Genomic DNA, 23,431 nt, shown 5'->3' with positions numbered 1-23,431 from the left:
TGTTTCAAAAGGCTGTGTTTCATTGCTGGCTAGCTCCCTGGAAATATGGCGTCTGGCGGCTGCTCAAGCCACCGCTGGCAGCAAACTGTTTTGCTTCATCCGCACTGACGGTATAGCTTTCCAGTTTTTTAGTTTCCGCTTCGTTGAATTGCGCTGTTTTCAGATCCTCGGCACTCAGGCCACGGATACCAGTGGTGGAAACCACTTTGCCTGTGCCACTGCGTCCTGTAGCCACGCCCACCACACCGGCAACGTTATTGCCGCCGGCACTGTTACGTTTCACCGTCAGCAAACGCACCCAGCCGGTTTTGCCACCAGATTTGATTTGCAGCCAGGCACCTTTTTTATTCAGGATATCGACAGCATCGTTTTTGCTCAGATTGCCGACTACTTTGGCGTCACTAAAAGCATCCGCTCGTAGTTGGTCAGGTTTTAATACCACGCCAGTTTCGGCTGCCATCGCGCTGCTGCAAGCGAGTGCGGTCAACAGTCCCAGTAAACTGTTTTTTATCATGCTTCTTTTTATCATCTAGGTGTCTCAACTTTCTCCGTGGTTGATAAATAGTCTTTTTCCAGCTCAATCATGGCTTGTGCAAAAAGGAGCCGCCATTGTGCCGCCAGTTGGTCCGCGCGGTTGACGATATTGCCCTGGTGCATGCCATAACGCAGCGTAGGGTGATTTGGCAGACCCAGCTTATTCAGTAATGACGGTAATTGTGCCGCCAGTTGCTGGGCATCCTGCGCTGCAGCCTCACGATAAGCGTCTTCAGGTTTATATTGCCAGCTGACAATGACCATGTCGCCAAACAAACCCCAGATGCCGCTTTGGGTACCAACCAGAATATCGGTCTGGTTGGGCGCGCGGCAGGCAAATTCGATTTCTTTGCGAACCAGCTTCATCACCGCGTCACCCAGGGTTTCCGGGCTTTCAATCGCTATCGGCATGAGCAACACTTCCAGCGTTTCGCTGTTGGAAGTCAGCCCAAACGCCAGCCAGCGCTGCAAGGCACGGTCAGTCGCCAGCGCATAGATTTTGGCGACACCGAAGTAAGCCACTGCCCAGACAATAGGTGCGGCCAGGTCGAGGTAAGTATGAATAAAGTTGATTGCCAGGTATGACAACACCAGCAGCCCGATCTGGCTACCGGTAAAAATGCCATTGAAACGGTCACGGTCTACCTTGAAATAAAACGCCAGTGTGGTCAGCCACACCAATAACAGGCTAAGCAAAATATAAGGCAGTTTGCCCCGCCAGACTTTCAGGTAATCCTTGTGCAAGGTGTTATCCAGCGCCGTTGCCAGAATCTCAACCCCCGGGAATTGCTTATCCATCGCCGTTGGCTTGATATCAAACAGCGCCGGCGCGGTGGAACCTATGATGACGATCTTGTCCTTGAATTCGTCACCAGCGCGTTTGGGCTGTGAGCTGGAGCTATCGGTGTAAACCTCACTGAACGAAACATACTGGTAGGTAAAAGGCTTGCCTCGCCAGTTCAGCAGCATGTCATCCGGTGTGTTGCTGGTCTCGAACTGCATGGCATCTGCCACCAGCAAGGGCAGGGCAGGCAAAGTCCAGCCGCGGTCGTGATGACGCATGCGGTATTGGCGTACCACGCCATCACTATCCGGGTAGACATTGTGGGTGCCCATACGCTGTTGTTTCCATGCCCCTTTGAAATACGGGGGGATGGCCGCAAACGTCGCTTGCTGGTCTGCATCAGTGCTATGGGCCAAGCCGGGGATTTGCGCGTAAGTCAGCTGGCTTTTACTGTCCTGGCTGGCATCCAGCCGCAACAGCGGGAAAAAGCAGTTTTCACAAGCGGTGATGACATCATTGAAATAGCTGTCGCTGTCAGGGTTGTAAACATCAGCATCTGAAAAAACGATATCGAAGATGATCGCTTTCGGTTGCTGGCGCTGGATATTCTCGACCAGTTCGCCTATGACCTGCCGCGGCCACGGCCAGCGGCCATATTCCTTGGACATTGCTTCCAGGCTGGCTTCATTGATATCGATAATCACAATCGAAGGATCAGGATCCGGTTTGAAAATGCGGTTTTTCACCATCATGTCAAACGCCTTGTCGCGCATGTTCTGCCCGACATGGAACACCCCTGCATCCAGCAAAATAAAAGCGCTGAACAGCAATGCCAGATACAGGTAAAAGTTATTTTTCAGCCTGCGGGTCAGGCTGGCCAGCCAGAACCCCAGCATGAGTTTTAGTTTTAGCATATCGCTCCCTTTAGATGGCGTATCACGCCAAGATGGGATGGTTAGTATTATTGTCGTACGCCAGGTCTGTATTGACCCAAACGGGCCATTGAGAGACAAATGCGATAGCCCTATTCTAGCAACATCACAAATGCACAGGGTCGTTTATGAGTTTAAATCTGAAAATTCTGTTTTTTGGATTTATGCTACTCATGATCATCAGCATGATGGATGCCTTTGTGTGATTGCGTCGTGTTTTCAAGTTAAAGTCATTTATAACCCCGTTTATTCGGGGTTTTTCTTTTCTAGAACCTTGTCCAGCTAGCCAAGTAGTCTTACTAGTCACATAAGCTTCACGCGAGTGAAACCTTTCTGCAACAGATGTTTTTAACAATACTCAGGTAAGTGCGCTGGCCTAAACGCCCGCGTACAAGTTAATCACAGACAATCAGGGAGAATATTCAAATGAAGCTTAACTCTTGGGCGATGACTGGCATGCTGGTATTGGCAGCACTGTCACCAGCAACACAGGCGGCCGAACTCATACAAAACGGCGGTTTCGAATCACATGGAGCGGATGTTTACGATATCACCAGCTGGCAAGTGGCGGAGCAGGGCTTTTTTGGCAGTGTGCTGGCGCAAACCGGCACTTCTACTGAAGTCACCGCAAACAACACCGTTGGCGCTTATCAGGGCAGCTACTATGGCATTCTGGATAACTACGGTTATGCCTGCAATGCATTGTTCCAGACCTTCAACACCGGCGCGGTTTCTTCAGCTACTTTAAGCTTCCAGATGTTTGTAAATAATCAGAACAGCACCACTAATATTGATGCTGCCGGCCTGGATTACAGCGTAGATGCGACAGACAATCCTAACCAGCACGTGCGTGTAGATATTTTGAAGGCAGGTGCCGATCCTTTCTCAATCGATAGTGCGGATGTTGTACAAAGTCTTTATATCGGTGGCGCCAATGGTGTGCTGGCAGCGAACAGCTATGTGAATTACAGCTTTGACCTGAGTGCTAGCCTGGCTTCAGGCGGTAGTTATATCCTGCGTTTTTCCACTGTGGCAAACCAGAATTCATTACAGCTGGGTGTCGATAACATCAGCCTGAATACAGTATCTTCTGTCCCGGAAGCCGATTCAGTAGCCATGCTGCTGGCAGGCCTGGGCCTGATGGCAGGTGTGATGCGCCGTCGCAAAAATTAATTAAAAATACTATAAACTCTAATTAAAGGAATCATCATGGACTTTTTAAACTTGAAACGCACCGCCGTGGTTGCCATGCTGCTGGGCTCACAATTCGCATTTTCTAACGTTGCCCTGGCTGAAAATGCACAGTTCTGGCTGAATGATGGCGCTGCCAGCCTGAATGACAGCAAAAAACTGGTACCAAATGCTAAAAAAGCTAAAAACATCATCCTGTTCGTGGGGGATGGTATGGGTATCTCTACTGTGACAGGTGCCCGTATCTTTGAAGGCCAGTTGAAAGGGATTGATGGCGAGCGTAATCGCCTGTCATTTGAAGAGTTTCCTTACGTAGCCTTATCCAAGACTTACTCTACTAACCAGCAGACTTCTGACTCTGCGCCGACCATGACGGCGATCATCTCTGGTGTAAAAACCAATGACGGCATTATTTCACTGAACCAGTCTGTGGCAAGAAACGAAGCCAATCCATCTGTGATCAACGCTGGCAAGGTAACTACTATCCTGGAACAAGCTGAAGCTGCCGGTAAATCTACAGGCGTTGTGTCTACTGCGCGTATTACGCATGCCACCCCGGCGGCGACCTATGCCCACATTTCAAACCGTGACTGGGAAGCGAACGCCAACCTGTCATCTGCTGCTGCGACTAACGGCGTGAAAGACATTGCTGCGCAACTGATAGACAACTTTGGAAGCGGCAAGATTGGTGATGGTATTGATGTGGTTTTCGGTGGTGGCCGTAGCTACTTCCTGCCAAATACAGTGACTGATATCGAAGGTAGCAAAGGCCGCCGTACTGATGGTCGTAACCTGGCGCAGGAATATGTGAGCAAATTCGGTGGTGTGTATATTCAGGACAAGAACGGGTTTGATGCATTGAACCCAGTGACCACCAACAAGGTCATCGGTTTGTTCAATCCATCACATATGGAATACGAGCAAGACCGTCCGAACGATATCGCTGGCGAGCCTTCATTATCTGAATTGACCGGCAAGGCGATTGATATCCTGAAGAAAAACCAGAATGGTTATTTCCTGATGGTGGAAGGTGGCCGTATTGACCACGCTTCACACGCAGGTAACGCTTACCGTACATTTAAAGATGCAGTGGCATTGTCCGACGCAGTCCGCGAAGCGGCAAGCAAGGTCAACCTGAACGACACGCTGATCATTGTGACGGCTGACCATAGCCACACACTGACTATCGGTGGTTACCCGAAACGTGGCAACCCGATCCTGGGTAAAGTGGTTGAGCCTGGCAAAACAGCCCCAACGCTGGCGGCTGACGGCAAGCCCTACACCACTGTGAGCTTTGCTAACGGCCCTGGCTACCACACTAACTCACCAGGCGACGCTGTGTATAACGAAGCAATTGCTGCCGGTCGTGTAGTGGATATGTCAGGTGTGGATACTGAAGATCCTGATTTCCACCAGGAAGCATTGGTGCCATTGAGCTCTGAAACACACGCTGGTGAAGAAGTGGCGATTTACGCAGTGGGTCCTAAATCTTACCTGGTACATGGTGTGCAAGAGCAAAGCTATATTTACCAGGTGATGAAAGACGCTTTTGGTTATTAATTGAGGAACCAAGTGGCTGCGCGGGCAAATTACAGCTTTGCGCGGTACTCAAAATCCTCATGTACTCATGTACATTCCGGTTTTTGCGTGCCTTGCGCCTTGTACTTTATCCCGCTCGCTCACTTATTCCGGGTTCTTTGAGAAAGTGTCCGTACCTCGTTTAGGTGTTTTGCAATACAGGGCGGCAATGTGTCGCCCTGTGCCACATGATGGAAAAAAGTATGAAAATAATTCAAACGCTAGGATTAGCGACAGCGTTGATGATGGCTGCCAAAGCAAGTATTGCAGAAGAAATCGTCAATGCACGTTTTGAAACGACACAGTGCGCGACACCTTGTACAGATGCGTCTGCGAAACGCTTGCAGTGGTGGTTAATGCGTGAAGACGACCAGGTCGAGATCCGCAACCTGTACCAGAATGGCCAACCGGCACACAACAGCAGCCTGTGGATGAAAAAGCCTGCGGGACAATTCAATTACAGTTACCTGATGCATGAAGACGGCCGCGCGATTGATTACTCAGATGTAGACCTGAAATTACTGGCGATTAAAACCGATGCCCAAATCTGGCAGGTTAAGTCACAACTGATCACTGATGAAGAATTGGCAAAACTGAAAAAAGTACCAGCTGATAACCAAAAGCAATATGGCCAGGATGTGGAAAAGTATGTTGGTGAACTAGGTAACGGTGTGGGCACAGAAGTATTGTGGATGCCTGCGCTGAAATTGCCATTTACAGTGCAATACCACTATCCCGAGCATACAGTCACCATCCAGATGCAAGCTTTGCAAACGGGAACGCTTGCTGCCACCGATGCTGCCAAGCCGCCGAAGGCAACACTGGCAACATTGAGCAATTACCAGCATGTGGATTATGCCGACCTCGGTGATATGGAACATAATCCATCAGAAATGCAGTGGCTGGCACGTGCGCATGGTGCGCCTGGCTTGCAGGCGCATAATCATTAAGACGAGCCTTGCTTGCAACAACATCCTCTTAAGACTTGCCTGATTGCCAGGCTTGAAAGTCTTCATATTTAACCTTTAAGAGTCTCCCGTCCCGGGAGACGCAATCCCTTTAGTCGTTATTTTCCTGAGTCCATGTGGCTGCTATTGTCATCGGCTATAATGCCGGCATGGCACTTCAAATTATTCAATTACTGTTATTGCTGCTGATTATCGGCATTCTGCTCTTGCATTCACGCAAGCAGCAACAGACCTCACAGCAAGCCCTGGCAATACTCCTTTCACAGCAACTTGAAGAAAAACATCGACTGATGATGGGGGAGATGCATCAGTCTCTCAATCTGCTGGCAGATAGATTGCAAAGCCTGAACGCTGACCAGCAGGATCGTTTGCGTGCGCAGCTGTCACAAGAATTGAACACCACGCGGGAATCCATGCAGACATTGCGCGTTGCCATGCAGGAGCTACAGGTTGCCCAGCGTGATCATTTAACCCAAAGCACAGAACAGCTCAGCCTGAGTTTGCGTAATGGCCTGGCCGAACAAGGCATCTCCCAGCAAAACATGTTGAAGACTGCATTGCAAACGACCACGCAGACATTGTCGCAAAGCGTTGAAGCACTCACCAAGATTGTAGATTCACGCCTTGAAGAAATGAGCGGCAAGGTTTCCGAGCGGCTGGAAGCCGGATTCAAGAAAACCAACGAGACTTTTGTCAGCGTGATGGCACGCCTGGCTACCATTGATGAAGCACAGAAGAAAATTGATGGCCTCAGCGTCAACATGGTGAGCCTGCAGGAATTATTGGGCGACAAACGCAGCCGTGGCGCGTTTGGTGAAGTGCAACTGGAAGGACTGGTGCGCAATGTGTTACCAAGTAACAGTTTTGCCATGCAGCATACTTTCAGTAATGGCGCGCGAGCGGATTGCGCCTTGTTCCTGCCTGATCCAACGGGTACTGTGGCAGTAGACAGTAAGTTCCCGCTCGAAAATTACCATCGCATGTATGAAAGCAGCCTGGGCGAAGTATTGCAGGCGCAGGCAGGGAAACAGTTTAAGGCGGATATCAGGAAGCATATCGACGATATCAGCAACAAATACATTATTGCCAATGAAACCTCGGATGGCGCGGTGATGTTTATTCCGGCGGAAGCGGTATTTGCCGAGATTCATGCCTACCATAGTGAAGTCGTGGATTATGCCATGCAGAAACGCGTGTGGCTGGTATCACCAACCACGCTGATGGCCGTGTTGAATACTGCCCGCGCCGTGCTGAAAGATGTGGAGATGCGCAAGCAGGTACATATCATTAAAGATGAACTGGGCAAGCTGAGCAAAGACTTTAACCGCTTTGATACGCGCATGAAAAAGCTGGCTGATAATATCCGCCAGGCGCATGAAAATGCACAGGATGTGCATATCAGTAGCCAGAAGATCACCCGGCGCTTTGCCCAGATTGAAAAAGTGGAGCTGGCCCAGGAAGAAGGATTGGGAACGCTGGAACTGCTGGATGAACTAGAGGAAATTGAGAAGAGTAACCCGTCATGAAGATCACCATTTTGTATTTTGCGCGCATCAAGGAAGTTGTTAATTATTCCTCCGAAGATGTAGTGCTGCCTGAGGGTATAGAAACTATTATTGCCTTGAAATCCTGGCTGTCTAAACGTGGTGAAACCTGGCAGAGACTGTTTAACGGCAGTGGCGTGGTTCGTGCGGCAATCAACCATGAGTTGGTCGATGATATGGCGACCATGGACGAAGGCGATGAAGTGGCATTTTTCCCGCCGGTGACCGGAGGTTAAGCTTGAGCACGCCTGCTTATCTCAAGGTTTCTGTACAACCGGAGGATTTTGATACCGGGGCTGAATTGCAGCAGCTAAAAGCGGCGACGCCGCAGGCGGGCGCATTGGTCAATTTTATCGGCATGGTGCGAGATTTATCGGCGGATGGCAAACTGGATGAAATGGTCATTGAACATTATCCGGGCATGACTGAAGCCGCTTTGCAACGCATTGCCGAACAGGCTTGCCAGCGCTGGCCGTTGCTGGGCGTGCGCTTGATCCACCGTGTGGGATCATTGGCTGCACAAGCACAGATCGTGCTGGTGGCGACTACCAGCCTGCACAGGCAAGCGGCATTTGAAGCCTGCGCTTTTATGATGGATTATTTAAAAACAGAAGCCCCGTTCTGGAAAAAAGAAATAGGCGATTTTGGTGAGCGCTGGGTCGAAGCCCGTGCGACCGATGAAGATGCCAAACAACAGTGGCAAAAGAACAATGGAAAGTCACCTACATGATGCAAGTATTGAATCCTAATGAAATGACGGTTTCCTACAAACTGTCACCCATGTCGTTTGAGTCTACGCAAGAGTTGCTGGATGCTTCCGATTTGAGCCTGGCCGACTATGGCTGGAAATTGCAGCCTGAAGCGCAAAAAACCTTGATGATGGGGTTGTCGATACAAGAGGGTGGCTGCAATGTGCTGGTGCTGGGCACGCCAGGTTCCGGTCGTGCCAGCCTGAGCATGGCCGCTATGAAGGCTTCAGCTGTGACGGGTATTGATAGCTCGCTGACTGACCTGGTGGCGCTGTATGATTTCAGCCAGCAATCCTGTGCCAATTACATCAAGCTACCGGCAGGTCTGGGTTCGCAATTGCGGACTGTTATGGATGCCTTCATTAAAACGCTGATGGTGGAAATGTCACAGTGGCTGGATAGCAATGGCCAGGTCAATTTTTCGCAGGCGGAAGTCTGGCTGGAAGAGCGGGTGGACAGCCTGCGTACACAACTGAGCAGTGCCAAGTTGTCGCCTTTGTTTAATGTGATCAAGCCGGAAGTATTGGCTTATCTGCAAGCCTGGCAACAGCTGGGTAGCGAGCCTGAAGGCAGCAACGATGGCGTGGTCAACGAAGGGTTTTTATCGCGTTTCCGCGTCAACTTGCTGGTAGACCAGCGCGCGAATTTAACCGCTGGGGTGAAGCAGCCTATCGTTGAAGAAAAGGATCCCGGTTTCGCTGCTTTATTCGGCATGCTGGAAACCGCAGCCGGTGAAGCCGCGCAATGGCCTGAGTTTTTGCGCTTGCGTGCCGGTAGTGTGCATAAAGCCGATGGCGGTATGTTGTTGCTGCATCTGCGCGACCTGATGCAGGATGAGAATAATGGCGGTGCGCTGCTGGAAAAACTGTATCGCCTGATGCGCAACCGTGAAGTACAGATTGAAGACTGGGCCAACCATGCCCAGCAAGGCGCAGGTGGCAATCGGCACGGCGCATTACCTGTGCATGTGAAGGTGATCATGATCGCCACACGTGAAGATTATTATGATTGCCTGGAAGCGCAGCCGGATTTCTTTGATTTTTTCCCGGTCAAGGTCGAGTTTGAAGACCGCGTCGTCGCCTCGCTGGAAAACTATGCCTGGGTAGCTGGTTATATTGCGCAGAAATGCCAGCAGCACAGCCTGCCGCATTTCAGTGGCGCGGCAGTCAATGAGCTGCTGCATTTTATGCACCGGCTGGAAGAAGACCAGGGCCGTATCAGTATCCGTTTCGCTCATCTGGATCAACTCATGCACGAAAGTGTCGCTGCGGCAGCGAATGCGCGACTGGTCACCGATGCGCATGTAAAACAAGCGTTATCAGCCCGTCTGCTGCGCCAGCAGTTTTTTGAAACGCAAATTCGTGATTCCATTATTGATAACGAGCTATTAATCCAGGTGCACGGCGATGTGGTCGGCCAGGTCAATGGCTTAACCCATATCGAGCTGGGCGATGCCAGTTTCGGCTCACCTATCCGTATCACAGCACGTTGCTATCCTGGCCGTAGTGGTGTAATCAATATTGACCGCGAAGTCGAGATGAGCGGCCCCAGTCATGATAAAGGTATCTATATCCTGCAAAACTGGCTGAGTGCCAGCTTTTGGGCACTGGCACCATTAAGCCTGAGCGCTTCACTGGTATTTGAGCAGGAATACAACGGCGTAGAGGGCGATTCCGCCTCCTGTGCCGAGTTGTTTGCATTATTGTCGGCACTGACCGGTCTGCCCATCAAGCAGGGCATTGCCGTGACTGGCGCACTCAACCAGTTTGGTGAAGTGATGCCGATTGGTGGTGTCAACGAAAAAATTGAAGGATATTTCCGCGTCTGCCAGGCCCTGGGTTTAAATGGCGAGCAGGGCGTGATCATCCCCAAGCGCAACCAACGGCATCTGATACTGGATGAAAGCGTGGTCACCGCAGTGAACAATGGCATGTTCAAGATTATTACCATAGACCATGTGCTGGAAGGCATTGCGCACCTGACCGGTAGCGAAGCTGGTACACAGGAAGCCGATGGTACTTATAGCGGCAATACGCTGATGGCACGCGCGCAAACCGTGCTGGCCAGTTTCAGGCAGACCCTGGAACGCAACCAGGCACATATGGCCTATATTCAACAGCAGGTAGATAACAACAAGCCTTAATGAATACTATGGCCAGAACGCACAATAAAAAACAGGATAAATCATCGCCCGTCGACAAAGACGAGGATGATAGCTGCCGCCTGGACAAGTGGTTATGGGCGGCGCGCTTTTTTAAAACACGCAGCCTGGCAGCGGATGCTGTGGATGGCGGTAAAGTGCGGGTAGATGGTGACCGCGCCAAAAATGCCAGGGAGATGAAGCCGGGTATGCGCGTCAGCATCAAAAACAAAGACATGCAAATAGAAGTTGAAGTACTGGCGCTTAGTAATGTACGTCGTGGCGCGCCAGAAGCAGCTTTGCTTTACCGCGAAACTGAAGAAAGTCTGCGTGTGCGGCAACAGGCCCAGGAAAGCGGCTCTGATCACTTTGCCGAACGGGATCGAGGTGTAGGCCGCCCTACCAAACGGCAAATGCGTGATATTCAGCGCTTTACCGGTCGGGATTAAATATGGCGCTCGCCTAGTTAGGCTTTGGGTACGCAGTCACCGTACCGGTTTTGGCCACCGCTTGGGCACGACACGAAACATCCAGTTTCTGGAAAATGCGTTTCAGGTGATTTTTGACTGTATTGGCGCTGATATCCAGGATCATGCCGATTTCAAGATTGGTTTTACCGCCGCGTACCCAATGCAGGATTTCCTGCTCGCGATCTGATAATCCGCCTTGCGTCATGCTATCGAGCAAGTCCTCATCTTTCACCAGTGGTGCCAGGTGTTCAACGCGCCTGATAGCTGCATCCAGATGCGGCATCATCATGCCAAGCAATTGGTCGGGCACATGAAACTCTTTGCTGCGGTCAAAAAAGACATAGATGCAATCGGTTTGGCGACGTGTGTCGCGCACACCATATACCAGTAGTGAATGCATTTTGTTCAATTGCTGGGTAAATGGATTAGGTGATTGCGCATACATGCCACTGGCATCGAACCGATTAATGACATACCACTTTTCATCGTTATCCACCCAGCGCTTGTACAGGTTGCACATCAGGTAATTGACAATGGCCGAATCCTGCAACAGGACTTGAGTTGTGACGTCAGGCAGGGAGGATGCAACATCAAAATGCAGGTCGCCGGTATTGAAATTGCCCCAGGTCGCCAGCAATACATCGTGGCGCATCAGCGGATGCAGATCTTGTTTTAACCAGTTAAAAAACTCCACGTGTCGCTTGATCGCGTACGAGTTCTGGATAGCATGCAGGATTCCTTCCCAGTGTGCTTGTTTTTTTTGTGCCAGCATGGGGTTACCTCAAAGTTGTTAAGCGCAGGGCAGGGTGTGCCCATGCACATTCATGGTTTAACTTTGTTTACGGCAGAGCCTTCGTGTTTCTTTAATCTCCGTGATTCAAGCCTGGATGACATAAGATATTGTTAGAGATTAACCCAGCTAAATTCGAACTGGGTCGCACATGTTTCGTATGACACTTGCGTTAAAATGAATGCATGGGTTTTTCTGGTGTCATAACTGGATAAATATGGAGTGAGCAATCTATGAGCATCCTGAACAAGCTTCCGGGCGGTGTACGTTATTCCAGTCATAAGGAGTGGCAGATTTTGAAGAAGCTGCCAAAGTGGTGGTTGCTGGGCACGCTGGTATTTGTAGCACCTCTTTTATATACCTGGCAGCAGCAGGGGGATTTGCTGACGCAGAATCTTGAACGTACTTCCATGTTCATCGGTTTGCTATTCACTTTCTGGTTCTTTATTGGTGCCATGATGATAGGGCTGATCGTCATTATCATCATGAAAGGGCCTGGCTATGTGGCTGATCCGTACTTTCTGCCCAAAGAAGATAAAAGCCTCGAGAATCCACCGCCCAGGTAATCACTAAAGCAATAAGTCCTTGATTGCAGTTTGAAATCTGGTTTATAATCTCTGGTTTTGCAACCTTGCCACACTTTGTTTCGCATCAAAGGTGGCTATAACCGTAAGGAGATTACATGCGACACTATGAAATCGTGTTTATTGTTCACCCAGACCAGAGTGAACAAGTGCCTGCGATGATCGAGCGCTACCGTGCTCAAATCACAGGTAATGGCGGCAACATCCATCGTCTGGAAGACTGGGGCCGTCGTCAACTTGCCTACCCAATTAATAAAGTACATAAAGCCCACTACGTGTTGATGAACATCGAAGTGAGCCAGGAAGTGCTGGAAGAGTTGGAGCACGGCTTCAAATTTAACGATGCTGTATTACGTCACCTGACTACTTCGACTAAAACAGCCGTGACTGCACCTAGCCCAATGATGAAAGAGGAAAAATCCAAAACCATCGTAGGTGATGCGCCAGCAGCTACTGCAGCGACTACTGAGGCAGCCGCTTAATCGTTGTGAATACGCTGGTGATCGCCGCGACGGTACAAAAAATTGAACCGTTACGCTACACACCGGCCGGGTTACCCTTGTTGCGTTTGCAGTTGCAACATGATTCGGAGCAGCAGGAAGCTGGCCTGAATCGCAAAGTGCAGTGTCAGTTACCCGCAGTGCTGATTGGTGAAAAAGCCAGTCTGCCATTGCAAAGCGGAGATAAGATCAAAGCAAAAGGTTTCCTGGCGCAGCGCAGTGCAAAAAGCACACAAGTGGTCATGCATATACAAGAGATACAGCTAATACAGCATACAGAATTGAAGGAGTTATAAATGGCAAGAGATATGTACAAACGCCGCCGTTACTGCCGTTTCAGTGCAGAAGGCATCAAAGAAGTTGATTACAAAGACGTGGACCTGTTGAAGGATTTCGTTTCTGAAAACTTCAAAATCATTCCAGCCCGTATGACTGGTACCAAGGCTAAATACCAACGCCAACTGACAACTGCGGTTAAACGCGCACGTTTCCTGGCGCTGATGCCTTACACAGACAAACACCCAGGTTAATCGGCGGCTTAGGAGAATAACATGCAAGTAATTTTATTAGAAAAAGTAGCAAACCTGGGTGGACTGGGTGATGTGGTTCGCGTGAAAGACGGTTACGGCCGTAATTTCCTGATCCCTCAAGGCAAAGCCAAACGTGCAACTGAAGCCAACCAGGCTGAGTTTGCTGCCCGTCGTGCTGATCTTGAGAAGCAGCAATCTGACTTGTTGGCCGTTGCGCAAACACGTGGCGAAAAACTGGCAGGCTTTGCATTAACTATTGCGCAAAAAGCCGGTGTTGATGGCCGTCTGTTTGGTTCTGTGACCAACCTGGACATCGCAACCGGTTTGCAGGCACAAGGTCATGAAGTGAAAAAATCAGATGTACGTTTGCCTAACGGCCCACTGAAAAATATCGGTGAGTTTGTTGTAAGCGTTGCACTGCACCATGATGTTGTGGTTGATATCAATGTGACAGTGGTTGCTGAAGCTTAATTTAAGCGTTTAGAAACACTTAAAAAGGCTACTTCGGTAGCCTTTTTTATTTTGGAAAATACACATAACAAATCGGATAAACTGGACTCTCTTGATGACAGCCAATCAGTCCAGCGATCCGTTGCCGGAATATATCTATATACTTTAAGCAAGCCCTCCCGCTGCTGTAGAGCATATTGTGCGATTGAGCAAGCAAAGAAAATTGAAACAAACACGAGTTGTATGCATCAAACTTCCAACCCTAACGAAATGACCTTTTCAAATCGTCTTCTTCCCAGTCAATGAAGCAATCTCCCGCTTAGAAACAGCGCTTTTGTTGTAAGATATAACAGCTTTTTCTACTCATAATTTTTATAAATTTATCCTTCCGCATGGCCTTCGAAAACCACACCCCCATGATGCGCCAGTACCTGGCGCTTAAAGCGCAGTATCCCAATATGCTGCTGTTTTACCGCATGGGTGATTTTTATGAGCTGTTTTTTGAAGATGCGGAAAAAGCATCCCGGCTATTAGGCATTACGCTGACCCGCCGCGGCGCCAGCAATGGTGAACCGATCAAGATGGCCGGCTTGCCATACCATGCAGCGGAACAATATTTGGCCAAGCTGGCAAAGATGGGCGAAGCAGTCGCCATTTGCGAGCAGGTCGGTGATCCGGCGACTTCCAAAGGGCCGGTGGCGCGGGAAGTAACGCGGATTTTAACGCCGGGTACTTTAACCGATGCGGCCTTGCTGGATGAAACACGTGACAATACCTTGCTGTGCGTTGCCAGGGGCGATGGTGTACTGGGGCTGGCGCGACTGAACCTGGCTTCCGGCGAATTTGTACTCAGTGAGATTGCGCCCGGGCATTTGTCACAGGAACTGGAACGTATTCATCCTGCTGAATTGATCACGGGTGAGGACCATGTGTCTGAGGTCTTGCAGCAGGCACGTTGCGCGAAGAAGCGGCTGGCGCCCTGGCAGTTTGATCAGGAATCTGCGCAGCGCAGCCTTTCCCAGCAGTTCAATACGCATGACCTGGCCGGGTTCGGTTGTGGCGAGATGCCGGTGGCGGTGGCTGCGGCTGGCGCTTTGCTGGATTATGTCAAGCACACCCAGCGCACGGCGTTACCGCATATCACCGGTTTGCGGGTGGAGCAGACCAACCACTATCTGCAACTGGATGCTGCGACGCGTCGTAATCTGGAAATTGATACCACGATTCGTGGTGAGGCGAGCCCCACTTTATATTCCTTGTTGAACTCAACGCAAACGGCGATGGGTGCGCGTTTGTTGCGGCACTGGTTACACCATCCACTGCGCAATCAGCATGTGATCCAGCAGCGTCATTTGGCGGTAGCCGAGGTATTGATGCAATTCTTGGATAGCACCTTACAGCAGGCTTTACATCCTATCGGTGATATTGAGCGTATGACCGCACGCGTCGCCCTCAAAAGTGCGCGGCCCCGTGACTTGTCTGGTTTACGCGACAGTTTGTTGCAATTGCCATCACTGGTTCAAACATTGCCGAATGTGCAATCCAGTTTGTTGCAGGGACTACTAGCAGAGCTGCAAATTCCGTCGGACGCTTTGCAGTTATTGGTACAAGCTATTCAGGCCGAGCCTTCAGCCATCTTGCGCGAAGGCGGGGTGATCGCGAATGGTTATGACGCCGAGTTGGATGAGTTGCGGGCGTTACAGACTGATCATGGTGACTTTCTGCTGCAATTTGAAGCAGCAGAAAAAGCCAGAACCGGGATTGCCAATCTCAAGGTTGAATACAACAGCGTGCATGGTTTTTACATTGAGATCAGCCGTTTGCAGGCCGAGAGTGCACCTGCAGAATACCGTCGCCGCCAGACACTGAAAAATGTAGAGCGCTTTATCACACCGGAACTCAAGACCTTTGAAGACAAGGTGCTAAGTGCCAACCAGCTTGCACTGGCACGTGAAAAAATGCTGTACGAGCAGGTGCTGGATGCCATGTTGCCACATATTACCGCCTTGCAGCGTATTGCCACGGCAGTCGCCACGCTGGACGTGGTTGCCTGTTTTGCCGAACGTGCGCGGGCGCTGAATTACGTACAACCACAATTCCGTGCCGATATTGGCCTGGATATCCAGCTTGGTCGCCATCCGGTAGTCGAGAGTATTGCTCAGCCGTATGTGGCAAATGATGTGACACTGAACCCTTATCGCCAGTTACTGTTGATCACCGGCCCGAACATGGGTGGTAAATCCACGTTTATGCGCCAGACTGCGCTGATTGTATTGCTGGCTTATTGCGGCAGCTTTGTCCCTGCGCAAACGGCAGTCATTGGTGAAATTGACCGCATCTTTACCCGCATCGGCGCCTCGGATGACCTGGCCGGTGGCCGCTCCACCTTTATGGTAGAAATGACGGAAACAGCCAATATCCTGAACAATGCCAGTGCAAACAGCCTGGTGCTGCTGGATGAAATCGGCCGTGGCACCAGCACTTTCGATGGCTTGAGCCTGGCCTGGGCAGTGGCCAAGCAATTGCTGGAAAAAAACAAATCACTGACCTTGTTTGCCACGCATTATTTCGAGCTGACGCGGATTGTCGATGAATCCAAACACGCTGCAAATGTGCATCTGGATGCGGTTGAGCATGGACAAGGCATTGTGTTTTTGCACAAGGTGGAAGAGGGCGCCGCCACCATGAGTTATGGCATACAGGTGGCGCAACTGGCTGGTATCCCGAGATCAGTTGTGCAACTGGCCAAGCGCAAGTTGCAGCAACTGGAAAACCAGACCATTGCCGCCACCCCGCAGAATGACTTGTTTGCTGCTGCAGCCGAACCTGAGGAACCGCCATTGCATGCCGTGGTCGCAGCATTAGAAAGTATTCAACCTGACGATTTAACGCCCAAGCAAGCTTTAGAGCTGCTCTATACTTTAAAAAAACAACTGTGAGGATTTATGACCATACAAAAACCAGCCATTACTCAACAACCTATCCATGAAGTGATTGCCAACCGCTGGAGCGGTAGGGCTTATGATGCCGGCAAACCGGTGAGCAAGGAGCAGGTTATCAGCCTGTTAGAGGCTGCCCGTTGGGCACCTTCCTGTTTTGGTGATGAACCATGGCGTTATGTGGTCTGTAACAAGGCCGATAATATGCCAGCCTGGCAGGCTGCTTTTGATTGCCTGGTGCCGGGCAATCAGGGCTGGGCTGTGAATGCCCCGGTATTGCTGCTGATTTGTGCAGATACGGTGTTCAGGTCTAATGGCAAACCTAATAAATGGGCACCTTATGACACCGGCGCTTCAACAGAAAACTTGTGTTTGCAGGCCGCAGCATTAGGCTTGATGGCGCACCAGATGGGTGGCTTCGATTCTGATAAAGCACGTGCCACCTTCAAAGTGCCGGAACGTTACCTGATCTTGCCTATGGTGACAGTCGGTTACCAGGCTGCGGTAGAAACATTGCCTGAAGATGTAAAAGAACGGGAACTGGCTGCACGTAAGCGTCAGCCGCTGGGCGAGCTGTTCTTTGATGGTGCCTGGGAAAACCCGATTATCTAATTGGGACCACCTTTTTGGGTTAGGGGCAGGGAGCTCGGTTTTCACTGCTCCCATGTAAAAGTGCGATGGCTAGCTGCCTATCGCACTTTTTTGTCCATAGATTACGTAATATTCCTGGCAAGGTTGACCCAATCCTGTACGCTTGGGCGTTGCCACTGTAATGCCGCATAATTAGCCAGATGTTCAGGTACCGGATCCCCGGCCAGCACCAGGCGGTTAATCATCAGTGCCAGGTCGGTATCGGCAATAGACCACTGCTCAAACAAATGTAGTTGACCAGGTTGCAGTAATTGCGCCGCAGCGTGAAATAGCTTATTGGCTGCCGCCTGCGCTTTTGCAGATAATGGCTGCGGCGAACGTTGCAAGAACACCACTTCTGTGGAACGCTCTTCGCGGATAGATAACAAATCACTTCTTAACCAGGCCTGCAAGGCTCTGGCTCTGGCTCTTGATAATATGTCTAAAGGATATAGCTTGGGTCCTATATAGCATTCATCAATGTATTCGCTGATGGCAGATGATTCAGATAAGCTGAAGTCGTCATCCACGATGGCGGGTACCCTTTGCGTGCTGGAAATCTCAGCGTAGGCGGGTGCAGACTGTTCGGATTTTTGCAGGTCCAGCAGATGCAGCTCAAAGGTCAGGCCTTTTTCACGCAGCGCGACGAAGGCCGACATGGCGTAGGGCGAAAGATAATTGGCATCGACGTAAAGTATCACCTGATATCCTTTCTTATCATTGAAGAGCTGTTTAGATTCTCAATAGGAAGTGGATGCATCTGCCCCCACTTTGCTCAAATGCCCTTAAACCAGGGTAGCTATTTTAAGACCAACAATGCCTGCCACAATCAGCACCAGGCTGGCGATACGCAATGGCGTTGCGGGTTCGCCAAACAATACCATGCCCAATATGACGGTGCCTATGGCGCCAACGCCTAACCATATGGCATATGCTGTGCCTACCGGTAGTGTCTTCATTGCCAATCCCAGCAGTCCCAGGCTGATCACCATGGCCAATACCGTTCCCACAGTGGGCCATAGCTTGCTAAACCCGTCGGTATATTTCAGGCCTATGGCCCAGCCCACTTCAAACAATCCTGCAATCACGAGAATAACCCAAGCCATCACATTCCTTTCAATTTAAATCAGGGTCGTCCCTGGAAAAAATGGAGCGGTGGGGTCGTCCTCACTTCCTGGCTTAATCATACCTCAGGTGAAATGTTATTCAAGCGTTGTCGTTTTCTGCGACCTGGAGGCCGATATACAGCCGCAGGTGTTGTTTGGTCTCAGGGTTGGTTATGACTGTCATATCCTCTGCTACAATAACGGCACAAAAATTAATCCATTGGAACAGGAAATATCATGGCAGTATTAACGCTGACTAAAGCGAATTTTAAAGAAACCATTGAAAGCAATGATTTTGTCATCGTAGATTTTTGGGCACCGTGGTGTGATCCTTGCGTCGCCTTTACGCCCACTTTTGAAGCTGCTGCCGAGAAGCATCCGGATATCGTGTTTGGCATGGTCAACACAGAAGCCGACCCGGAAATCTCAGAGTATTTTGACGTCAAACAAATTCCTGGCCTGCTGGTGATTCGCGAGCGCGCAGGTATCCATGCACAAGTGGGAGAGATCGGCGCCCCTGCCTTTGATGAAATCATCAAATGGGCACGTGACTTTGATATGACACAGGTGCGCAAGCATTATGCTGAAGAAGACGCGAAGAAGAAGTAAGCTGTCTTAAATAGTGAATAAAAGGCCATGCCATGCATGGCTTTTTGTTTTTATACGATGGGCAACCTGGCGCGGGCAATGACATTGCGCAAGACAAAGCTGGTATGCACACCAGTCACCCCGCTAATTTTGGTGATTTTATTCAGCAGTAAGTGCTGGTAATCATCCATATCCTTGACGACAACTTTGAGTAAGTAATCTGACTGCTGGCCGGTGATCAGCAGGCATTCCAGCACTTCCGGCACCTTGCCTATACTGACTTCAAAATTGGCAAACCGCTCCGGCGTATGCTGGTCCATAGAAATACCGATCAATGCCATCAGGCTTAACCCCAGTTTTTTAGCATCGACCAGTGCCTGGTAGCCGATGATCAGCCCTGTCTGTTCCAGTGCTTTTACCCTACGCAAGCAAGGTGCAGGAGAAAGCCCGATACGTTCAGCGAGCTCCTGGTTGCTGATATGCCCATCTGTTTGCAGGATGTCCAGAATCAGCTTGTCAAAACGGTCCAGTTTCATATTTTTTGCGCATTAAAATTTTAATTGAAATAATATTACATTTAAATTAAGTAATATTGAAATTTAATTTCAATATTACTTAATTTAAAACAAAATTCGCAATAATATTTTTTACAAAGTCACTATCATGTCTTCTATCGAATCAGTCATCCAGGAAGACATCATGCACGCACAACCTTCACACAAATATAAGCCTTTTCCACCGGTTAATCTTAAAGACCGCCAATGGCCGAATGCAGTGATTAGCCAGCCACCGGTATGGATGAGCACCGATCTGCGCGATGGCAATCAATCACTGTTTGAGCCTATGGATGCTGATAAAAAGATGCGCATGTTCAATATGCTGTGCCAGATTGGTTTCAAAGAAATTGAAGTGGCATTTCCTTCAGCTTCGCAGACCGACTTCAATTTTGTACGCAGCTTGATTGATCAAGACCTGATTCCGCAGGATGTGACGATAGAAGTGCTGACGCAGGCGCGTGAGCACCTGATTCGCCGCACCATGGAGTGCGTACGTGGTGCGCGGCGCGTGATTGTGCATATCTACAATGCCATTTCGCCGACCTTCCGCGAGGTGGTATTCAATATGAGCAAGGCGGAAGTAAAAGCGATGGCGGTTGATTCGGTCAAACTGGTTAAAGCCATGGCAGCGGACATGCCAGAGACGGAAGTCATTCTCCAGTACAGCCCGGAAACCTTTACCGCGACCGAGCTTGAGTTCGCCAAAGAAGTCTGTGATGCGGTGACGGAGGCTTGGGGCGCGACGCCAGAGCGTAAAGTCATCATTAATTGCCCGGCGACAGTGGAAGTAGCAACACCGAATATTTACGCCGACCAGATTGAGTGGATGCACCGCAATCTTGCGCGACGTGACAGTGTGATCCTGAGCCTGCATCCGCATAATGACAGGGGCACCGCTGTGGCGGCGACCGAGCTTGGCATCATGGCAGGCGCGGATCGTGTCGAGGGTTGCCTGTTCGGCCATGGCGAGCGTACCGGTAATGTCGACCTGGTCACGGTGGCATTGAATATGTATACGCAAGGCGTGCATCCAGGTCTGGATTTCTCTGATATGAATGCGGTGGGCCGCACAGTAGAGGAGTGCACGCAGATTGATATTCATCCGCGCCATCCTTATGCAGGTGACCTGGTATTTACCGCATTTTCCGGTTCACATCAGGATGCCATTAAAAAAGGGTTCGCTAGTCAGCAGGAAGATGCGCGCTGGAATGTCCCTTACCTGCCGATTGACCCTAAAGACCTGGGGCGCAGTTATGATTCGATTATTCGCGTCAATAGCCAGTCCGGCAAAGGCGGCGTTGCCTACCTGATGGAAAGCCAGTATGGCGTGGTGATGCCGCGTCGCCTGCAAGTGGAATTTTCCGGCGTTGTCCAGCAATATACGGATGCGCATGGTAGCGAGGTGACGGCTCAGGATATCTGGCAACTGTTTAACCGGACTTATACCGAACCAGCCTCACTGCTGAGTTTTCACGAGTATCAGCTGCAATCGCAAGAGGGTGGCCAGTCCATCCGGCTGACAGTGAACGTGAATGGTGTATCGACAATACTGAGCGGGCAAGGCAACGGGCCGGTAGATGCGGCGATTCATGCCCTGCAGGGAATCGGCGTCTATGCGCAGGTGCGTAGTTTCGAGGAGCGCTCCATCGGTGCCAGTGCCTCGGCTGGAGAAGCCTCTGCCTGTGCGTTTGTCGAGGTCGTTTGCGAGGGTAAGGTATGTTACGGTGTAGGGATTAATCCTGATATTGTGACTGCCTCGATTCAGGCAATTATCAGTGGCATTAACCGTTGTGGGGTGGTTCCAGGTGATATGGTGTCAGCGGGCGTAGTCAAGGTAGCTTGATGATATGGTCTTAGCCATGGCTAAGACCAGTTTTACCAGTGCCCGGTCGTCAGCAGGCGGTAGATAAAATAGACCCCCACCAGCATCATGAGATAGACGGGCAGGTTGCTGGCGTAGCGCCTGTTCTGGTTACTGATGTGGCTGTTATAACGGTGAAAACCGATCACCACCACAATTGCCAGGATGGCCAGCGCAGTATTGACAGGCGAGGCAGTGAGCCAGTGCCACCAGTCATAGGGGGTGATACCGGAGCCAAACATATGCACGGCGATGCCTATCAGTCCGCAGATAATCAGGCCTACGGTGATTAAAGCCTGCACCAACTGCCAGGCACCATCGGGGCGAATATCACGGTTCTTGTCGAATTGATTGGGATCCATACAGCTTTTCCTTTCTCAAACATCCTGCACATTGTGCGATTGACTGCCTGAAACGTCTTTACTGTAGAGCGGACGATATATCCGCCGTCATAAAGTCAGCTATTGCTGCTGTTACCTGTTGTACCCGGGTTAGCGCTAGAGCCGGGATTGCCAGGCAAATAGCTGACCGGGTCCACAGGCTTCCCTTTTTGGCGGATCTCGAAGTGCAGCATGGGTGGTTTGTTATTGCTTGCCGCGGGCAGTATCGCCAGTTTTTCACCCTGCGTCACAAAAGAACCTTCTTTGACTAAAGAGTTTCCCTGGTGCGCATACACAGACAGCAAATTGCTGTTGTGTTTGATAATGATCAGCTTGCCGTAACCACGCACATCCATACCGCTGTAAATCACCTTGCCAGCCCCTGCAGCATTGATTGCCTGCCCGGCGGTGCCTGTGATATTCAATCCCTTATTCAATTGCGGATCAAATCCGGCACTGACTTTTCCGGTAACTGGCCATTGCCACTGGATATCGCCGTCGGCAACGGCTTCAATATCCTGTCCATCAGTCGCTGCTTTTGTGCCATCTGTCGCAACGCCAGGGTTTGCTGCAGCCGCAGCAGTATCACCGGCAGGCGCAAGTTCAGGACGGGTAATTGCTGAAGTCACCACTTCCGCATCGTCTGCACCAGCAATATCGTTGGTTTTACTGTTTGCCACGCCTGCTGGCGCTTTAATATTCAGCACCTGGCCGACATGAATCTCATAAGGTGCCTGCAACTGGTTTATTTCAGCGAGTTTCAGGTGAGGAATACCGAATTTCCTGCCGATGTTGTACAGGTTGTCGCCTTTTTGCACCTGGTACTGGTTAGGGCCCACAACGACAGGGGCAGGCGGTTTGCTTTCTGGTGCTTTAGTACTGCTGCTGACCGGAGCGCGCGGCATGGGGGAGTTGAGCGCACACGCTGCCAGTGTCGTGGCCGTGAATCCGGTAATGAGAAGAGAGCGTAATCTCATGATAAAGCGGTTCCCCCTAATAATGGTACAAACTTGACCGGTTCCAGCGCGGTTTTCTGCACGCCTTGCGCGGTCCTTTCTATCAGGTGCAATACCTGTTCTGAGGTGCCGACAGGAATCACCATGCGGCCACCTACTGCCAGCTGGTCTACCAGTTCTTGCGGCACATGGCTGGATGCAGCCGTGACCATAATGGCATCAAACGGGCCGTAATCCTTGAGGCCTATACTGCCATCTGCATGGTCGAGTTTTACATTGGTACATTTCAAGGCGCGCAAATGCGTCCTGGCTTTCATCACCAGTGGTCGGATACGTTCGAGTGAATAGACTTCATTGCTCACACGCGATAACACGGCAGTCTGGTAACCGCAGCCAGTGCCTATCTCCAGCACCTTGTTCAGCTGTTTGCCATTGCGCAGAATCTGCGTCATTTTCGCCACGATGTATGGCTGCGAAATGGTCTGGCCATAGCCTATCGGCAACGACACATCTTCATATGCACGGATAGATAACGCTTCATCGACAAAGATATGGCGCGGAATCTCGGCCATGACATTAATCACGACCTCATCCTGTATGCCTTGTTCACGCAAACGGGTCAGCATGCGCTCGCGCGTACGCGAGGAAGTCATGCCTATGCCGGTTTTAT

The 23,431-nt window shown here is 50.4% G+C and carries 26 protein-coding genes; 17 read left to right on the top strand and 9 right to left on the bottom strand.

Annotated elements, in window-relative coordinates; all coding sequences use genetic code 11:
- Positions 1–19: 19 nt before the first annotated feature.
- Both ACFQ2T_RS03900 and ACFQ2T_RS03895 read right to left on the bottom strand, forming a co-directional pair.
- On the bottom strand, positions 20–514 hold the full coding sequence (locus tag ACFQ2T_RS03900) for an SH3 domain-containing protein (RefSeq protein WP_379030770.1): 495 nt from the start codon (positions 512–514) through the stop codon (positions 20–22).
- Positions 515–525: 11 nt separating this feature from the next.
- Positions 526–2,232, bottom strand: coding sequence for a CHASE2 domain-containing protein (locus ACFQ2T_RS03895; protein WP_379030767.1), 1,707 nt, complete (start codon positions 2,230–2,232; stop codon positions 526–528).
- Between the two features lie 444 nt (positions 2,233–2,676).
- On the opposite strand from ACFQ2T_RS03895, the gene ACFQ2T_RS03890 reads away from it, so the two are divergent.
- The 8 genes from ACFQ2T_RS03890 to ACFQ2T_RS03855 all read left to right on the top strand — a co-directional run bounded on the left by ACFQ2T_RS03890 (position 2,677) and on the right by ACFQ2T_RS03855 (position 10,869).
- Positions 2,677–3,423 (top strand): PEP-CTERM sorting domain-containing protein, encoded by a 747-nt coding sequence (locus ACFQ2T_RS03890; RefSeq protein WP_379030764.1) that lies wholly within the window; start codon positions 2,677–2,679, stop codon positions 3,421–3,423.
- Between the two features lie 36 nt (positions 3,424–3,459).
- Positions 3,460–5,001, top strand: a complete 1,542-nt coding sequence (locus ACFQ2T_RS03885) for an alkaline phosphatase (protein ID WP_379030761.1) — start codon at positions 3,460–3,462, stop codon at positions 4,999–5,001.
- A gap of 221 nt (positions 5,002–5,222) precedes the next feature.
- A complete protein-coding gene (locus ACFQ2T_RS03880) occupies positions 5,223–5,969 on the top strand; it encodes a hypothetical protein (protein WP_379030758.1) in 747 nt (248 codons plus the stop codon).
- A 167-nt stretch (positions 5,970–6,136) separates the two neighbouring features.
- The gene (rmuC, locus tag ACFQ2T_RS03875; protein WP_379030755.1) at positions 6,137–7,513 is read left to right on the top strand and encodes a DNA recombination protein RmuC; all 1,377 of its coding nucleotides are present in this window, start codon (positions 6,137–6,139) and stop codon (positions 7,511–7,513) included.
- The gene (gene moaD / locus ACFQ2T_RS03870; protein ID WP_379030752.1) at positions 7,510–7,767 is read left to right on the top strand and encodes a molybdopterin converting factor subunit 1; all 258 of its coding nucleotides are present in this window, start codon (positions 7,510–7,512) and stop codon (positions 7,765–7,767) included. Before rmuC ends, moaD begins: the two co-directional genes overlap by 4 nt.
- Before the next feature lie 2 nt (positions 7,768–7,769).
- Positions 7,770–8,261, top strand: coding sequence for a molybdenum cofactor biosynthesis protein MoaE (locus ACFQ2T_RS03865; RefSeq protein ID WP_379030749.1), 492 nt, complete (start codon positions 7,770–7,772; stop codon positions 8,259–8,261).
- Positions 8,228–10,423, top strand: a complete 2,196-nt coding sequence (locus ACFQ2T_RS03860; RefSeq protein WP_379030746.1) for a Lon protease family protein — start codon at positions 8,228–8,230, stop codon at positions 10,421–10,423. Before ACFQ2T_RS03865 ends, ACFQ2T_RS03860 begins: the two co-directional genes overlap by 34 nt.
- An 8-nt stretch (positions 10,424–10,431) precedes the next feature.
- Positions 10,432–10,869, top strand: coding sequence for an RNA-binding S4 domain-containing protein (locus tag ACFQ2T_RS03855; RefSeq protein WP_379030744.1), 438 nt, complete (start codon positions 10,432–10,434; stop codon positions 10,867–10,869).
- 13 nt (positions 10,870–10,882) lie between these two features.
- On the opposite strand, the gene epsA is transcribed toward ACFQ2T_RS03855, so the two are convergent.
- Positions 10,883–11,662: an XrtB/PEP-CTERM-associated transcriptional regulator EpsA gene (gene epsA, locus ACFQ2T_RS03850; protein WP_379030740.1), complete on the bottom strand. Its 780-nt coding sequence runs from the start codon at positions 11,660–11,662 to the stop codon at positions 10,883–10,885.
- A 251-nt stretch (positions 11,663–11,913) separates the two neighbouring features.
- Between epsA and ACFQ2T_RS03845 the strand changes: the two genes are divergently transcribed.
- The 7 genes from ACFQ2T_RS03845 to ACFQ2T_RS03815 all read left to right on the top strand — a co-directional run bounded on the left by ACFQ2T_RS03845 (position 11,914) and on the right by ACFQ2T_RS03815 (position 17,295).
- Positions 11,914–12,246: a hypothetical protein gene (locus tag ACFQ2T_RS03845; protein ID WP_379030737.1), complete on the top strand. Its 333-nt coding sequence runs from the start codon at positions 11,914–11,916 to the stop codon at positions 12,244–12,246.
- A gap of 116 nt (positions 12,247–12,362) precedes the next feature.
- Complete coding sequence (gene rpsF, locus ACFQ2T_RS03840) at positions 12,363–12,746, top strand: 30S ribosomal protein S6 (RefSeq protein WP_379030734.1); 384 nt, start codon at positions 12,363–12,365, stop codon at positions 12,744–12,746.
- A gap of 5 nt (positions 12,747–12,751) precedes the next feature.
- Positions 12,752–13,060, top strand: a complete 309-nt coding sequence (gene priB / locus ACFQ2T_RS03835; protein ID WP_379030731.1) for a primosomal replication protein N — start codon at positions 12,752–12,754, stop codon at positions 13,058–13,060.
- The gene (gene rpsR / locus ACFQ2T_RS03830; protein ID WP_024929836.1) at positions 13,061–13,294 is read left to right on the top strand and encodes a 30S ribosomal protein S18; all 234 of its coding nucleotides are present in this window, start codon (positions 13,061–13,063) and stop codon (positions 13,292–13,294) included.
- Positions 13,295–13,315: 21 nt separating this feature from the next.
- The gene (rplI, locus tag ACFQ2T_RS03825; RefSeq protein ID WP_379030728.1) at positions 13,316–13,765 is read left to right on the top strand and encodes a 50S ribosomal protein L9; all 450 of its coding nucleotides are present in this window, start codon (positions 13,316–13,318) and stop codon (positions 13,763–13,765) included.
- Between the two features lie 371 nt (positions 13,766–14,136).
- Positions 14,137–16,683, top strand: coding sequence for a DNA mismatch repair protein MutS (mutS, locus tag ACFQ2T_RS03820; protein WP_379030725.1), 2,547 nt, complete (start codon positions 14,137–14,139; stop codon positions 16,681–16,683).
- Between the two features lie 12 nt (positions 16,684–16,695).
- Entirely contained in the window at positions 16,696–17,295 is a 600-nt protein-coding gene (locus tag ACFQ2T_RS03815; RefSeq protein ID WP_379033883.1) for a nitroreductase family protein, read from the top strand.
- A gap of 101 nt (positions 17,296–17,396) precedes the next feature.
- Here ACFQ2T_RS03815 and yfcF read toward each other — a convergent pair whose 3' ends face one another.
- Together yfcF and sugE are read right to left on the bottom strand one after the other, a co-directional pair.
- A complete protein-coding gene (gene yfcF, locus ACFQ2T_RS03810) occupies positions 17,397–18,014 on the bottom strand; it encodes a glutathione transferase (protein ID WP_379030723.1) in 618 nt (205 codons plus the stop codon).
- 84 nt (positions 18,015–18,098) lie between these two features.
- Positions 18,099–18,419: a quaternary ammonium compound efflux SMR transporter SugE gene (sugE, locus tag ACFQ2T_RS03805; protein WP_379030720.1), complete on the bottom strand. Its 321-nt coding sequence runs from the start codon at positions 18,417–18,419 to the stop codon at positions 18,099–18,101.
- A 237-nt stretch (positions 18,420–18,656) separates the two neighbouring features.
- Here sugE and ACFQ2T_RS03800 point away from each other — a divergent pair, with 237 nt between their 5' ends.
- Positions 18,657–19,028: a thioredoxin family protein gene (locus tag ACFQ2T_RS03800; RefSeq protein WP_379030717.1), complete on the top strand. Its 372-nt coding sequence runs from the start codon at positions 18,657–18,659 to the stop codon at positions 19,026–19,028.
- 50 nt (positions 19,029–19,078) lie between these two features.
- Here ACFQ2T_RS03800 and ACFQ2T_RS03795 read toward each other — a convergent pair whose 3' ends face one another.
- Positions 19,079–19,543, bottom strand: a complete 465-nt coding sequence (locus tag ACFQ2T_RS03795) for an Lrp/AsnC family transcriptional regulator (protein ID WP_379030715.1) — start codon at positions 19,541–19,543, stop codon at positions 19,079–19,081.
- A gap of 163 nt (positions 19,544–19,706) precedes the next feature.
- Here ACFQ2T_RS03795 and leuA point away from each other — a divergent pair, with 163 nt between their 5' ends.
- Entirely contained in the window at positions 19,707–21,407 is a 1,701-nt protein-coding gene (leuA, locus tag ACFQ2T_RS03790; protein ID WP_379033881.1) for a 2-isopropylmalate synthase, read from the top strand.
- 32 nt (positions 21,408–21,439) lie between these two features.
- Here leuA and ACFQ2T_RS03785 read toward each other — a convergent pair whose 3' ends face one another.
- The 3 genes from ACFQ2T_RS03785 to ACFQ2T_RS03775 all read right to left on the bottom strand — a co-directional run bounded on the left by ACFQ2T_RS03785 (position 21,440) and on the right by ACFQ2T_RS03775 (position 23,414).
- Positions 21,440–21,787 carry a hypothetical protein gene (locus ACFQ2T_RS03785; RefSeq protein ID WP_379030712.1) on the bottom strand — a complete coding sequence of 116 codons (348 nt, stop codon included), beginning with the start codon at positions 21,785–21,787 and terminating at the stop codon, positions 21,440–21,442.
- Positions 21,788–21,882: 95 nt separating this feature from the next.
- On the bottom strand, positions 21,883–22,782 hold the full coding sequence (locus ACFQ2T_RS03780; protein ID WP_379030709.1) for a peptidoglycan DD-metalloendopeptidase family protein: 900 nt from the start codon (positions 22,780–22,782) through the stop codon (positions 21,883–21,885).
- A complete protein-coding gene (locus ACFQ2T_RS03775) occupies positions 22,779–23,414 on the bottom strand; it encodes a protein-L-isoaspartate(D-aspartate) O-methyltransferase (RefSeq protein ID WP_379033879.1) in 636 nt (211 codons plus the stop codon). The genes ACFQ2T_RS03780 and ACFQ2T_RS03775 overlap by 4 nt, the downstream gene beginning before the upstream one ends.
- Positions 23,415–23,431: the final 17 nt, after the last annotated feature.

This window comes from Methylophilus flavus, assembly GCF_042678905.1.
GTDB lineage: Bacteria > Pseudomonadota > Gammaproteobacteria > Burkholderiales > Methylophilaceae > Methylophilus > Methylophilus flavus.
Note: the sequence above shows the minus strand (reverse complement) of the source record. Positions and strands in the feature narration are given on the sequence as shown.

Excerpts from the sequence above, each read along its gene's own strand:
- ACFQ2T_RS03900 (WP_379030770.1), bottom strand. The coding sequence starts at position 514 with ATGATAAAAAACAGTTTACTGGGACTGTTGACCGCACTCGCTTGCAGC.
- ACFQ2T_RS03895 (WP_379030767.1), bottom strand. The coding sequence starts at position 2,232 with ATGCTAAAACTAAAACTCATGCTGGGGTTCTGGCTGGCCAGCCTGACC.
- ACFQ2T_RS03890 (WP_379030764.1), top strand. The coding sequence starts at position 2,677 with ATGAAGCTTAACTCTTGGGCGATGACTGGCATGCTGGTATTGGCAGCA.
- ACFQ2T_RS03885 (WP_379030761.1), top strand. The coding sequence starts at position 3,460 with ATGGACTTTTTAAACTTGAAACGCACCGCCGTGGTTGCCATGCTGCTG.
- ACFQ2T_RS03880 (WP_379030758.1), top strand. The coding sequence starts at position 5,223 with ATGAAAATAATTCAAACGCTAGGATTAGCGACAGCGTTGATGATGGCT.
- rmuC (WP_379030755.1), top strand. The coding sequence starts at position 6,137 with ATGGCACTTCAAATTATTCAATTACTGTTATTGCTGCTGATTATCGGC.
- moaD (WP_379030752.1), top strand. The coding sequence starts at position 7,510 with ATGAAGATCACCATTTTGTATTTTGCGCGCATCAAGGAAGTTGTTAAT.
- ACFQ2T_RS03855 (WP_379030744.1), top strand. The coding sequence starts at position 10,432 with ATGGCCAGAACGCACAATAAAAAACAGGATAAATCATCGCCCGTCGAC.
- epsA (WP_379030740.1), bottom strand. The coding sequence starts at position 11,662 with ATGCTGGCACAAAAAAAACAAGCACACTGGGAAGGAATCCTGCATGCT.
- ACFQ2T_RS03845 (WP_379030737.1), top strand. The coding sequence starts at position 11,914 with ATGAGCATCCTGAACAAGCTTCCGGGCGGTGTACGTTATTCCAGTCAT.
- rpsF (WP_379030734.1), top strand. The coding sequence starts at position 12,363 with ATGCGACACTATGAAATCGTGTTTATTGTTCACCCAGACCAGAGTGAA.
- rpsR (WP_024929836.1), top strand. The coding sequence starts at position 13,061 with ATGGCAAGAGATATGTACAAACGCCGCCGTTACTGCCGTTTCAGTGCA.
- rplI (WP_379030728.1), top strand. The coding sequence starts at position 13,316 with ATGCAAGTAATTTTATTAGAAAAAGTAGCAAACCTGGGTGGACTGGGT.
- mutS (WP_379030725.1), top strand. The coding sequence starts at position 14,137 with ATGGCCTTCGAAAACCACACCCCCATGATGCGCCAGTACCTGGCGCTT.
- sugE (WP_379030720.1), bottom strand. The coding sequence starts at position 18,419 with ATGGCTTGGGTTATTCTCGTGATTGCAGGATTGTTTGAAGTGGGCTGG.
- ACFQ2T_RS03800 (WP_379030717.1), top strand. The coding sequence starts at position 18,657 with ATGGCAGTATTAACGCTGACTAAAGCGAATTTTAAAGAAACCATTGAA.
- ACFQ2T_RS03795 (WP_379030715.1), bottom strand. The coding sequence starts at position 19,543 with ATGAAACTGGACCGTTTTGACAAGCTGATTCTGGACATCCTGCAAACA.
- leuA (WP_379033881.1), top strand. The coding sequence starts at position 19,707 with ATGCACGCACAACCTTCACACAAATATAAGCCTTTTCCACCGGTTAAT.
- ACFQ2T_RS03785 (WP_379030712.1), bottom strand. The coding sequence starts at position 21,787 with ATGGATCCCAATCAATTCGACAAGAACCGTGATATTCGCCCCGATGGT.
- ACFQ2T_RS03780 (WP_379030709.1), bottom strand. The coding sequence starts at position 22,782 with ATGAGATTACGCTCTCTTCTCATTACCGGATTCACGGCCACGACACTG.
- ACFQ2T_RS03775 (WP_379033879.1), bottom strand. The coding sequence starts at position 23,414 with ATGACTTCCTCGCGTACGCGCGAGCGCATGCTGACCCGTTTGCGTGAA.